This window comes from Paenibacillus sp. FW104-T2 (genome assembly GCF_058789975.1).
The window spans coordinates 24779-38038 of record NZ_JBYTCE010000031.1 but is presented as its reverse complement, the minus strand read 5'-3'; the positions used below and the strand labels follow the sequence as shown (position 1 = coordinate 38038).

Here is a 13260-nt window from a genome sequence, read left to right as displayed (position 1 = left end):
AATATGTACATTTTGGGCAAACTGGGGATAAGTATGATTTTGGAAGACATCCGCCGATCAAAGTTGCTCTTTTTTCGAACGACATTCGAGTAAGGGCTTTTCTTTATTTGTGGATGCATTGCTTTGCTCTGTATGTGTACCATTATAAGGTTACAAACAGAGGTTCGCAACGAAATTTTTAAAGTGAGTAGACATTGAGGGGTGAGTTTAAGTTGGCAGGACATCTTGTTCAATATGGTCGACGCACTCGGCGCAGTTATGCACGAATTAACGAGATACTCGAAGTTCCGAACCTGATTGAGATCCAACAAAAATCTTACGATTGGTTTTTGGAGGAAGGGTTGCGCGAAATGTTCCAGGATATCTCGCCGATCCAGGATTTTACAGGCAACTTGATTTTGGAATTTATCGATTACAGTCTCGGTGAACCGAAGTATACAGTAGACGACGCGAAAGAGCGTGACGTTACTTATGCAGCACCGCTTCGGGTCAAAGTCCGGCTCATTAATAAGGAAACCGGCGAAGTCAAAGAGCAGGAAGTATTCATGGGAGATTTCCCGCTGATGACCGAAACCGGCACGTTTATTATTAATGGTGCGGAACGGGTTATTGTCAGCCAGTTGGTTCGCTCTCCTAGCGTTTACTTCAGTACCAAAGTAGATAAGAACGCCAAAAAAACGTATACCGCTACAGTTATTCCTAACCGCGGCGCTTGGCTCGAACTGGAGATGGACGCGAAGGATGTTGTATACGTCCGGATCGACCGTACACGTAAAATTCCAGTTACGGTTCTCCTGCGTGCTCTTGGTTTTGGCACAGACGCTGAGATTCTGGATCTGCTCGGTAATGACGAATATATTCGCAACACGCTGGACAAAGACAATACGGATTCCACGGAGAAAGCGCTGATTGAAATTTATGAGCGTCTTCGTCCGGGCGAGCCACCAACGCTGGATAACGCGAAAAGCTTGCTCGTAGCTCGTTTCTTTGATCCAAAACGCTATGACCTGGCTAACGTAGGTCGTTACAAAATCAACAAAAAGCTCCACATCAAAAACCGTTTGTTCAATCAACGTTTGGCTGAGTCTCTCGTTGATACTGAAACTGGCGAAATTATCGCCGAAGCAGGTCAAATGGTTGACCGTCGTTTGCTCGATGAAATCATGCCATATCTGGAGAAGAGTGTCGGCTTCCGTACGTATCACGTAGCTAACGGAGTTCTGGATGCGAATGATATTCCAATGCAAACAATTGATGTGTTCTCGCCGATTGAAGATGGTAAAGTCGTTAAACTGATTGCCAATGCTAACATTGATAAATCAGTGAAGAACGTAACACCGGCAGATATCATTTCTTCAATCAGTTATTTCATTAACCTTTTGCACGGCATCGGAAGCACAGATGATATCGATCACCTGGGTAACCGTCGTCTGCGTTCGGTTGGTGAACTCTTGCAAAACCAGTTCCGTATCGGTTTGTCCCGTATGGAACGTGTTGTTCGTGAGAGAATGTCCATTCAGGATGCTAACGTGATCACGCCACAGGCATTGATTAACATACGTCCTGTAATTGCATCTATTAAAGAGTTCTTCGGTAGCTCCCAATTGTCACAGTTTATGGATCAAACGAACCCTCTGGGTGAGTTGACGCATAAACGTCGTCTGTCCGCACTCGGACCGGGCGGTTTGACACGTGAGCGTGCAGGCATGGAAGTCCGTGACGTCCATCCATCCCACTATGGCCGGATGTGTCCAATCGAGACTCCAGAGGGACCAAACATTGGTTTGATCAACTCCTTGTCTACATTTGCCCGTGTGAACGAATATGGTTTCATCGAAGCTCCATATCGCTGGGTCGATCCGAAGACTGGTGTCGTAACCGAGCAAATCGATTATCTGACAGCAGACGAAGAGGACAACTACGTTGTCGCTCAAGCGAACGCGAAACTGAATGAAGATGGAACATTTGCAGAAGAAGCGATCATTGTACGTTACAACAAACAATCGGATAACATCCTTACGATGCCGAGCGAGCGCGTTGACTACATGGACGTATCTCCTAAACAAGTTGTATCCGTCGCTACGGCGCTCATTCCGTTCCTTGAGAACGATGACTCCAACCGCGCACTGATGGGATCCAACATGCAGCGGCAGGCGGTTCCTCTCTTGATTCCTAAAGCTCCGCTTGTAGGAACAGGTATGGAACACAAAGCTGCAAAAGATTCCGGTGTATGTATTGTCTCCAAATATGACGGGATTATTGAACGTTCTTCTGCGAATGAAATCTGGCTCCGTCGTGTGGAAGAGGTAGATGGCCAAGAAGTTAAAGGCGATATCGTTAAATATAAATTACACAAATTTATGCGTTCGAACCAAGGAACATGCATTAACCAACGTCCGATTGTCAAACGTGGTGCTGTTGTCAAAGCTGGCGACATCCTCGCTGACGGTCCTTCGACGGAAATGGGCGAATTGGCCTTGGGACGCAACGTCGTTGTTGCCTTCATGACTTGGGAAGGTTACAACTACGAGGATGCGATTCTGCTTAGTGAAAAACTCGTGAAGGAAGATGTCTACACGTCCATCCACATCGAGGAGTATGAGTCAGAAGCGCGTGATACCAAGCTCGGACCTGAAGAGATCACACGTGACATCCCTAACGTAGGGGAAGAAGCGCTGCGTAACCTCGATGAGCGTGGTATTATCCGGATTGGTGCCGAAATCGCTGCTGGCGATATCCTGGTTGGTAAAGTAACGCCTAAAGGTGTAACTGAACTGACTGCGGAAGAACGTCTCCTGCATGCAATCTTCGGTGAGAAAGCACGCGAAGTTCGTGATACATCCTTGCGTGTGCCTCACGGTACTGACGGGATCGTCGTAGACGTGAAAGTATTTACCCGTGAAAACGGTGATGAACTGCCTCCAGGTGTTAACCAACTCGTTCGTGTCTATATCGCTCAAAAACGGAAAATCTCCGAGGGTGATAAAATGGCCGGACGTCACGGTAACAAAGGGGTCGTAGCTCGTATCCTGCCGGAAGAAGATATGCCATTCCTGCCGGACGGAACACCGGTTCAAATCGTTCTTAACCCGCTGGGCGTACCTTCCCGGATGAACATCGGTCAAGTGCTCGAAGTTCACTTGGGTATGGCTGCTATGCAGCTCGGTATCCACGTAGCTACTCCTGTATTCGACGGAGCGAAAGAGTATGACGTCTTCGATACGATGGAAGAAGCAGGCATGCAGCGTAATGGTAAAACCGTTCTGTACGATGGACGTACGGGTGAAGAGTTTGAACGTGAAGTAACTGTCGGCGTCATGCACATGATCAAGCTGGCGCACATGGTTGATGATAAAATCCATGCCCGTTCCACAGGTCCTTACTCACTCGTTACGCAACAGCCGCTGGGTGGTAAAGCCCAATTCGGTGGACAGCGTTTCGGGGAGATGGAGGTTTGGGCGCTTGAAGCATACGGCGCTGCCTATACTCTGCAAGAAATCTTGACTGTTAAGTCCGATGATGTTGTTGGTCGGGTGAAAACATATGAGTCCATTGTCAAAGGTGAGAATGTTCCGGAGCCGGGTGTTCCTGAATCGTTCAAAGTATTGATCAAAGAGCTGCAAAGCTTGGGTATGGACGTTAAGATTTTGAGTGAAGATGAACAAGAGATTGAAATGAAAGAAATGGACGATGAAGATGACGCTGCGAGCGATAAGCTCAGCCTCAACCTTGAGGGTTCAGAGGTCGGAGTGGAGTAACCACTTCGGGCGCATGATGACCGGCGTTTTTCATCAGGCTCGCGTCTTGCTCCGGCTTCGGCCGGAGAAGGCGTAACCTAGAATACAGGAATTGGTTAAGGAGGGTTGCTCCTTGTTGGACGTCAACAATTTCGAATACATGAAGATCGGGCTTGCTTCCCCAGAAAAAATTCGTTCTTGGTCCCGCGGAGAAGTGAAAAAACCGGAAACGATCAACTATCGTACGTTGAAACCGGAAAAAGAAGGGCTGTTCTGCGAAAAGATTTTTGGCCCTACGAAAGACTGGGAATGTCACTGTGGTAAATACAAACGCGTTCGTTATAAAGGCGTTGTCTGTGACCGCTGTGGTGTTGAAGTAACACGTGCCAAAGTACGCCGTGAACGGATGGGCCATATTGAGCTCGCTGCTCCGGTATCGCACATCTGGTACTTCAAAGGTATTCCGAGCCGCATGGGTCTCGCTTTGGATATGTCTCCAAGATCACTTGAGGAGATTATCTATTTTGCATCTTATGTAGTAACTGATCCAGGAGAAACTCCACTGGAGAAAAAACAGCTGTTGTCCGAGAAAGAATACCGCAGCTACCGTGAAAAATACGGATATGGTTTCCAAGCTGGCATGGGTGCAGAAGCGGTTAAAAAACTGCTTCAAGACCTTGATGTAGACAAAGAGCTTGAATTCCTGAAGGAAGAGCTCCGCACTGCACAAGGACAACGTCGTAACCGTGCAATCAAACGTTTGGAAGTTATTGAAGCTTTCCGCAACTCAGGTAACAAACCTGAGTGGATGATCATGGATGTACTTCCTGTTATCCCGCCGGAGCTTCGTCCAATGGTACAATTGGATGGTGGACGTTTTGCAACGTCTGACTTGAATGATCTGTACCGCCGTGTAATTAACCGGAACAACCGTCTGAAACGCTTGCTTGATCTGGGCGCACCAGACATCATCGTGCAGAACGAAAAACGGATGCTGCAGGAAGCTGTTGACGCATTGATCGACAACGGCCGTCGCGGACGCCCGGTAACGGGTCCTGGTAACCGTCCATTGAAATCTCTCAGCCACATGCTGAAAGGTAAACAAGGACGTTTCCGTCAAAACTTGCTCGGTAAACGTGTTGACTATTCTGGTCGTTCTGTTATCGTTGTCGGACCTTACCTGAAGATGTATCAGTGTGGTCTGCCAAAAGATATGGCACTTGAACTGTTCAAGCCTTTCGTAATGAAAGAACTTGTGAATAAAGGGCTTGCCCACAATATCAAGAGCGCAAAACGTAAAGTTGAGCGTGTAAGTCCTGAAGTATGGGATGTTCTTGAAGAAGTAATTAAGGAGCATCCGGTTCTACTCAACCGTGCCCCTACGCTTCACCGTCTCGGTATTCAAGCGTTCGAACCAATTCTGGTTGAAGGTAAAGCCATTCGTCTTCACCCACTCGTATGTACGGCATACAATGCCGACTTTGACGGTGACCAAATGGCCGTGCACGTTCCGTTGTCTGCTGAGGCACAAGCGGAAGCACGTATCCTGATGCTTGCATCTGGTAACATTTTGAACCCGAAAGACGGTAAACCAGTTGTTACCCCTTCCCAGGATATGGTCCTAGGTTCATACTACCTGACTATGGACAACAAGGAAGAAAAGGGTACTGGCATGATCCTGCGTACAGTGAACGAGGCTGTATCTGCGTATCAACGTGGTACTGCCGGCTTGCATGCACGCGTAGCGATTCCGGTTAAAGCTCTGGGTAAAACTAGCTTTACTGAAAAACAACAAGATGCAATGTTGCTGACAACTGTCGGTAAAATCATCTTTAATGAAATCTTCCCAGCAAGTTTCCCTTACATTAACGATGCAACTCGTGCAAACCTTTATCAAGGTACTGCAGAGCATTTCTTTGTGTATGAGAAGGGGACTGACCTGAGAGAAGCAATCATGAACGCACCTCAAGCAGGTGGTGTTGGTAAGGAATATCTGGGTACAATCATCGCTCGTTGTTTTGAAATTTACCATACAACGGAAACAGCCGTTATTCTGGATAAAATCAAACAGCTTGGTTTCACGTACTCGACTCGTGCCGGTATTACGGTTGCGGTTTCGGACGTTGTGGTACCAGATGAGAAAACAGAGATCCTCAGACAATCCGAAGAAAAAGCACAAATCGTTACGAACCAGTACCGTCGTGGTCTGATTACGAATGAAGAGCGCTATGACCGCATCATTGATATCTGGTCTAAATCGAAAGATGATATCACCGAGATTCTGATGAAGTCGATGGATCGTTACAACTCCATCATGATGATGGTTGACTCCAAAGCACGGGGTAACAAATCGCAAATCACCCAATTGGGCGGTATGCGTGGTCTGATGGCCAACCCGTCTGGTCGTATCATCGAACTCCCAATCAAATCGAACTTCCGTGAAGGTCTGACGGTACTCGAATACTTCATCTCGACACACGGTGCCCGTAAAGGTTTGGCCGATACGGCCTTGCGTACAGCTGACTCAGGTTACCTGACTCGTCGTCTCGTAGACGTGGCACAAGATGTGATCGTGCGTGAAGATGATTGTGGTACAGATAAAGGATTTACGGTTAGCCGTATCCAGGATGGTAAAGAGGTTATTGAAGATCTCTACGACCGTATCGAAGGAAGATACTGCTTCGAAACAGTTCGTCATCCGGAAACAAAAGAAATTATTGCACATCGCAATGAGCTGATTGACTCCGACAAAGCAGAGGCAATCATCAAAGCAGGTGTAACCAAATTGCAAATCCGCTCCGTACTCAGCTGCCGTGCTCGTCATGGTGTCTGCAAAAAATGTTACGGTCGCAACCTGGCGACTGGTAAACACGTGGAGATCGGTGAAGCAGTTGGTATCATCGCTGCACAATCCATTGGTGAGCCAGGAACACAGCTGACAATGCGTACGTTCCACACCGGTGGTGTAGCCGGAGACGATATCACGCAAGGTTTGCCGCGTATCCAGGAGTTGTTTGAGGCTCGTAATCCTAAGGGTCAAGCAACGATCAGTGAGATTGACGGTATTGTCAAAGAGATTCGCGAAGCAAAAGACCGTCGCGAAATCGAAATTCAAGGTGAAGCGGAATCCAAAGTTTACTCCGTTACCTACGGTTCCCGTGTTCGCGTAAGCGAAGGCATGGAGATCGAAGCAGGCGACGAGCTGACTGATGGTTCCATCGATCCAAAAGAAATGCTGCGCATCAAAGGCGTACGTGGTGTACAGAACTACATTCTGCAGGAAGTACAACGCGTATACCGTAACCAGGGCGTAGAAATTAATGATAAACACGTTGAAGTTATGATCCGTCAAATGCTGCGTAAAATCCGCATCGTTGATGCAGGAGATACAACGCTGCTGCCAGGATCGTTCGTGGATACGCATGAGTACGAAAGAGCTAACAAAACAGCGATTCTTAGTGATAAAGAGCCAGCGGTTGCGAAACCAATCTTGCTCGGTATCACAAAAGCATCTCTCGAAACAGACTCCTTCCTCTCTGCGGCATCGTTCCAAGAGACTACGCGTGTACTGACAGATGCAGCGATCAAAGGTAAAGTCGATCAGTTGCTCGGTCTGAAGGAAAATGTAATCATCGGTAAACTGATCCCTGCAGGTACAGGTATGAACCGTTACCGCAGTATCAAATTTGCTGAGCCGGAAGATGGTCAGTCTTCAGTTGAAGAACTTGAGCCCGTTTCCGTTGATTAAATAGATTCCCCCTGTTTAGGGTGAATATAAAGTTTTGTATGTCAGGGGATGGACGTCTGTTTAATGCAGACGGACATTTCCTGATGTGCGAAAACTTTGAATAAATGTTTTACGATTAGCATTGACATTGCTTGCGCTAGATGCTAATATATCAAAGGTGCGTGAGCAGCTGATTGTATATGTCCTATTCGGAGGAATGAACAATGTCTAATGAAAAAGGCCTGCAAGATGCTCATGTCAAAATAGGTACAAAACAGACCATGCGGATGGTCCAGTCAGGAATGGCTGCTGAGGTCTATGTGGCCGAAGATAGTGATCCGCAGCTCACTTCCAAAATCATTGCCTTGTGTGAACAACACAATGTGAAGTACACGAAAGTGGACACAATGAAAAATCTCGGCAAAGCTTGCGGGATTGGAGTGGGAGCAGCAATGGCTGCTGTCGCAAAATGATAGGGTAAGGAACGTTTTTGTCCGAGAACTTTTTAGGGATTCTCCAAGGCAAAAACTTTTCATTTGTCTTTTTATGAACCGCCTGGGTCTGTGGACTTAGCGATAAGAGGTTTATAAAGAAACATGAACAATTGAGGAAGGGGGTGGCAATCACATGCCAACTATTAACCAACTGGTACGCAAAGGACGTCAAGCTAAAGTTGAAAAGTCCAAATCACCAGCATTGCAAAAAGGGTTCAACGCTTTGAAACGTGAATCTACTAACATCAGTGCCCCACAAAAACGTGGTGTCTGCACTCGTGTAGGTACAATGACTCCACGTAAACCGAACTCTGCACTTCGTAAATATGCCCGTGTTCGTTTGACGAACCGTCTCGAGGTAACTGCTTATATCCCGGGTATCGGACATAACTTGCAAGAGCACAGTGTTGTATTGATTCGCGGAGGTAAAGTTAAGGACCTTGCAGGGGTTCGTTACCACATCGTTCGTGGAGCACTCGATACTGCAGGCGTGAACAACCGTATGCAAGCTCGTTCTAAATACGGTGCTAAACGTCCTAAAGCTAAAAAAGCCTAACACATTATAAGAAGCGATCCTGAATATTCTCTGGCTTAATGTCCAGGGTACAGGATCAGCTTAGCAAGAAAGAAAGGGGGATATCCATGCCACGCAAAGGTCCAGTTACGAAAAGAGACGTGTTGCCAGATCCGGTATACAACTCCAAGTTGGTTACTCGTTTGATCAACCGCATCATGCTCGACGGAAAACGCGGTGTTGCTCAAAGCATTCTGTATAATGCGTTCAAGTTGATCCAAGAACGCACGGGTAATGACCCGATGGAAGTATTTGAGACAGCAATCAAGAATATCATGCCAGTCCTGGAAGTTAAAGCTCGCCGTGTCGGCGGTGCCAACTACCAAGTACCAATCGAGGTAAAACCAGAGAGACGTACTGCTTTGGGTTTACGTTGGCTCGTGAACTACTCCCGCAACCGCGGTGAGAAAACAATGGAAGAGCGTTTGGCGGCTGAGATCATCGACGCTTCCAACAACACAGGCGCTTCCGTTAAGAAACGTGAAGATACGCACAAAATGGCTGAAGCGAACAAAGCGTTTGCTCACTACCGTTGGTAGGATTCAGTTCACAATAAAAACTTCAATTTTGAAGGGAGACCCATTTCATGGCAAGAGAGTTCTCCTTGAAAAATACACGTAATATCGGGATCATGGCTCATATTGATGCGGGTAAAACCACGACAACTGAGCGGATCTTGTTCTACACAGGCCGTACGCACAAAATCGGTGAAGTTCACGAAGGCGCTGCGACAATGGACTGGATGGAACAGGAACAGGAGCGCGGAATTACGATTACTTCCGCTGCGACTACCGCTGCTTGGAAAGGCCACCGCGTTAATATCATTGATACCCCGGGACACGTTGACTTCACTGTTGAAGTTGAACGTTCCCTTCGTGTATTGGACGGAGCAGTTGGTGTATTCAGTGCGAAAGAAGGCGTTGAGCCTCAGTCTGAAACTGTATGGAGACAGGCTGACCGTTACGGCGTACCTCGTATCGCTTACGTAAATAAAATGGATATCATCGGTGCTGACTTTTTGAACGTTGTCGCTGACATGCGTGATCGCCTTCAAGCGAACGCAGTTGCGATTCAACTGCCAATCGGCGCTGAAAATGATTTTGTAGGTATCATCGATATCGTTGAACAAAAGGCTCATATGTACAAAGATGACCTTGGACAAAATATCGAAGAAACCGAAATTCCTGCGGAATTTGCTGATCAAGTTGAAGAACTCCGCAACGAATTGATTGAGCGGGTTGCAGAACTCGACGAAGAATTGACTATGAAATACCTGGAAGGCGAAGAGATCACTGTTGAAGAGATCAAATCCGCTCTCCGTAAAGGTGTAGTAGAAGTTAAGATCTTCCCAGTAATCTGTGGATCCTCTTATCGTAACAAAGGTGTTCAACTGATGTTGGACGCTGTTATCGACTACTTGCCAGCTCCAGTTGACGTTCCAGCAATCAAGGGTCTCCTTGAAGACGGAACAGAAGCAGTTCGCAAGTCTTCCGATGAAGAGCCATTCTCTGCATTGGCCTTCAAAATCATGACTGACCCTTACGTTGGTAAATTGACATTCTTCCGCGTATACTCCGGTATTCTTCAATCCGGTTCTTACGTATTGAATGCCACTAAAAACAAACGTGAGCGTATCGGTCGTATCCTTCAAATGCACGCTAATAGCCGTCAAGAGATCACTGAAGTTTATTCCGGTGACATTGCAGCTGCCGTAGGTTTGAAAGATACAGGTACAGGTGATACACTATGTGATGAGAAAAACCCGGTTATCTTGGAATCGATGAACTTCCCTGATCCGGTTATCGAAATCGCCGTTGAACCTAAAACCAAAGCTGACCAAGATAAAATGGGTGTTGCTCTCGGTAAGTTGACAGAAGAGGATCCAACTCTTCGCGCTCACACTGACGAAGAAACAGGTCAAACAATCTTGGCAGGTATGGGTGAGCTTCACCTTGATATCATCATCGACCGTATGCGTCGTGAGTTCAAGGTTGAAACTACTGTGGGTAAACCACAAGTAGCTTACCGCGAAACATTCCGTGCTCCAGCGCGTGTTGAAGGTAAATTCGTTCGTCAATCCGGTGGTCGTGGTCAATACGGTCACGTATGGGTTGAGTTCGAACCACTCGAGCCAGGTACAGGCAGTCAGTTCGAAAGTAAGATTGTCGGTGGTTCGGTTCCGAGAGAATACATTCAACCAGCACTGTCAGGGATTGAAGAGCAAATGAAAAACGGCGTTATTGCAGGCTTCCCGCTTGTAGACGTTAAGGCTACAATTGTAGACGGATCTTACCATGATGTCGATTCCAACGAGATGGCATTTAAAATTGCCGGATCGATGGCGCTGAAAGCAGCAAAAGACAAATGTAGTCCAGTTCTGCTTGAGCCAATCATGAAAGTAGAAGTAACCGTTCCGGAAGAGTACATGGGTGATGTTATGGGTATGTTGAACTCCCGTCGTGGCCGCATTGAAGGTATGGATTCCCGTAGTGGAGCTCAAATCATTCGTGCTAAAGTACCTTTGTCCGAAATGTTCGGATACTCTACAACTCTTCGTTCCGGTACTCAAGGACGCGGCGTATTCTCCATGGAGCTTTCTCACTATGAAGAAGTTCCTAAGAGCATCGCTGAAGAGATCGTTGCCAAAACAAAAGGCACCGAGTAGTTTTCTCACACTGGACGCTAGTGCATAGGGATATAATCTTCTAGATGCTAACGTCCAGTGAAAACATAAAATTTAACATTTTAAGGAGGCCACGTTCAAATGGCAAAGGCTAAATACGAACGTAATAAACCACACGTTAACATTGGTACTATCGGTCACGTCGACCATGGTAAAACAACTCTGACTGCTGCAATCACTACTGTATTGTCCAAAACTTACGGTGGCGCAGCGATCGCTTTCGATCAAATCGACAAAGCTCCAGAAGAGCGCGAACGCGGTATCACAATCTCCACAGCTCACGTTGAGTACGAAACTGACGCTCGTCACTACGCTCACGTTGACTGCCCAGGTCACGCCGACTATGTTAAAAACATGATCACTGGCGCGGCACAAATGGACGGAGCTATCTTGGTAGTATCCGCAGCTGACGGCCCAATGCCACAAACTCGTGAGCACATCTTGCTCTCCCGTCAAGTAGGCGTACCTTACATCGTTGTATTCTTGAACAAATGCGACATGGTTGAAGACGAAGAGTTGTTGGAACTGGTTGAAATGGAAGTTCGCGACTTGCTCAACGAATATGAGTTCCCAGGTGACGATACTCCAATCACTCGTGGATCTGCTCGTGAAGCTCTGCAAAACCCTGATGGTGAGTGGGCTCAAAAAATCGTTGAGATGTTCAAAGAAATCGATACTTACATCCCAACTCCAGAGCGCGACACTGACAAACCTTTCTTGATGCCAGTTGAGGACGTATTCTCCATCACTGGTCGTGGTACAGTTGCTACAGGTCGTGTAGAGCGTGGTACTGTTAAAGTCGGTGAAGAGATCGAAATCGTGGGTATCCACGAAGAAACTAAAAAATCCGTAGTTACGGGCGTTGAAATGTTCCGTAAATTGCTGGATTCCGCTCAAGCGGGTGACAACATCGGTGCATTGCTGCGTGGTGTTGACCGTGAAAGCATCGAGCGTGGACAAGTACTTGCTAAACCAGGTTCTGTTAAACCACACACAGAATTTACAGCTCAAGTATACGTTCTGACTAAAGAAGAGGGTGGACGTCACAAACCTTTCTTCACAGGATACCGTCCACAATTCTATTTCCGTACAACTGACGTAACAGGTATCATCAACCTGCCAGAAGGTACTGAAATGGTAATGCCAGGCGACAACATCACAGTAACTGTACAACTGATCAATCCAATTGCGATTGAAGAAGGTACACGCTTCGCGATCCGCGAAGGTGGACGTACAGTTGGTGCCGGTGCAGTAGCATCCATCCAAAAATAATTCAGCTTTCTGCTGAGTAAGCATATGCAACAGTGTACTGGAACGAGTAACATTGTACTGTAACGAAGCTTCGGAAGAGTTCTTTATCCGACATCGGATAAAGAACTCTTTTATTATGTGTAAGAGATTCGGAACCTGCGTCATACTGTGAATAGCAATCAGATGTATATAAAAGATCGGTTAAGGCAGCTTGCATAACAAGGGAACAACACATTAAACAACGTCATTTCGATATGAAAAGATTAGTTTAAATGTTTTTCTTAAATATGCTTGCAATACGCCCATTTTTTCTATATAATAATGAATGTTGTTCTGAGACGTTGCGATGATGTGAGAGGTTACTGACACACCCGGCCCCTTTGCCATGGGAGGGATGTCGGAAAATTTTCACGGAGTATGTCCGATAATAAATTGGGCGATAGAAGGAGGGACTAAAATGGCAAAGCAAAAAATTCGTATTCGTTTGAAAGCTTACGACCACAGAATTCTTGATCAATCCGCGGAGAAAATTGTTGAAACAGCAAAACGTTCGGGTGCTGGTGTATCCGGTCCGATTCCGCTTCCAACTGAAAAACAAATCATTACTATTCTTCGTGCGGTACACAAGTACAAGGATTCTCGGGAGCAATTCGAGCAACGCACACATAAGCGTTTGATCGACATCGTTAACCCGACTCCACAAACTGTGGATGCCTTGATGCGCTTGGATCTGCCGTCCGGTGTAGATATCGAAATCAAACTGTAATATAAATCAACAAGACCATGTATAAAGG

General features: G+C 46.6%; 8 protein-coding genes. All 8 read left to right on the top strand.

The annotated features are described in order from the left end of the window. The first annotated feature begins 212 nt into the window (after positions 1 to 212). The 8 genes from rpoB (at position 213) to rpsJ (ending at position 13232) form a co-directional block, all read left to right on the top strand. The gene (gene rpoB / locus AC3WQ3_RS26690) at positions 213 to 3758 is read left to right on the top strand and encodes a DNA-directed RNA polymerase subunit beta (RefSeq protein ID WP_095293424.1); all 3546 of its coding nucleotides are present in this window, start codon (positions 213 to 215) and stop codon (positions 3756 to 3758) included. Positions 3759 to 3870: 112 nt separating this feature from the next. Next, entirely contained in the window at positions 3871 to 7485 is a 3615-nt protein-coding gene (gene rpoC, locus AC3WQ3_RS26685; protein WP_095293423.1) for a DNA-directed RNA polymerase subunit beta', read from the top strand. 203 nt (positions 7486 to 7688) lie between these two features. Continuing rightward, positions 7689 to 7937 (top strand): ribosomal L7Ae/L30e/S12e/Gadd45 family protein, encoded by a 249-nt coding sequence (locus tag AC3WQ3_RS26680; protein ID WP_076292165.1) that lies wholly within the window; start codon positions 7689 to 7691, stop codon positions 7935 to 7937. Between the two features lie 154 nt (positions 7938 to 8091). Further along, the gene (rpsL, locus tag AC3WQ3_RS26675) at positions 8092 to 8514 is read left to right on the top strand and encodes a 30S ribosomal protein S12 (protein WP_017692070.1); all 423 of its coding nucleotides are present in this window, start codon (positions 8092 to 8094) and stop codon (positions 8512 to 8514) included. A gap of 86 nt (positions 8515 to 8600) precedes the next feature. Next, positions 8601 to 9071 carry a 30S ribosomal protein S7 gene (rpsG, locus tag AC3WQ3_RS26670; RefSeq protein WP_056697679.1) on the top strand — a complete coding sequence of 157 codons (471 nt, stop codon included), beginning with the start codon at positions 8601 to 8603 and terminating at the stop codon, positions 9069 to 9071. A gap of 47 nt (positions 9072 to 9118) precedes the next feature. Further along, positions 9119 to 11197 (top strand): elongation factor G, encoded by a 2079-nt coding sequence (fusA, locus tag AC3WQ3_RS26665; RefSeq protein ID WP_153980060.1) that lies wholly within the window; start codon positions 9119 to 9121, stop codon positions 11195 to 11197. Between the two features lie 99 nt (positions 11198 to 11296). Beyond that, positions 11297 to 12487, top strand: coding sequence for an elongation factor Tu (tuf, locus tag AC3WQ3_RS26660; protein ID WP_095362281.1), 1191 nt, complete (start codon positions 11297 to 11299; stop codon positions 12485 to 12487). Positions 12488 to 12923: 436 nt separating this feature from the next. After that, positions 12924 to 13232, top strand: coding sequence for a 30S ribosomal protein S10 (gene rpsJ, locus AC3WQ3_RS26655; protein ID WP_017692074.1), 309 nt, complete (start codon positions 12924 to 12926; stop codon positions 13230 to 13232). The last annotated feature ends 28 nt before the right edge of the window (positions 13233 to 13260 follow it).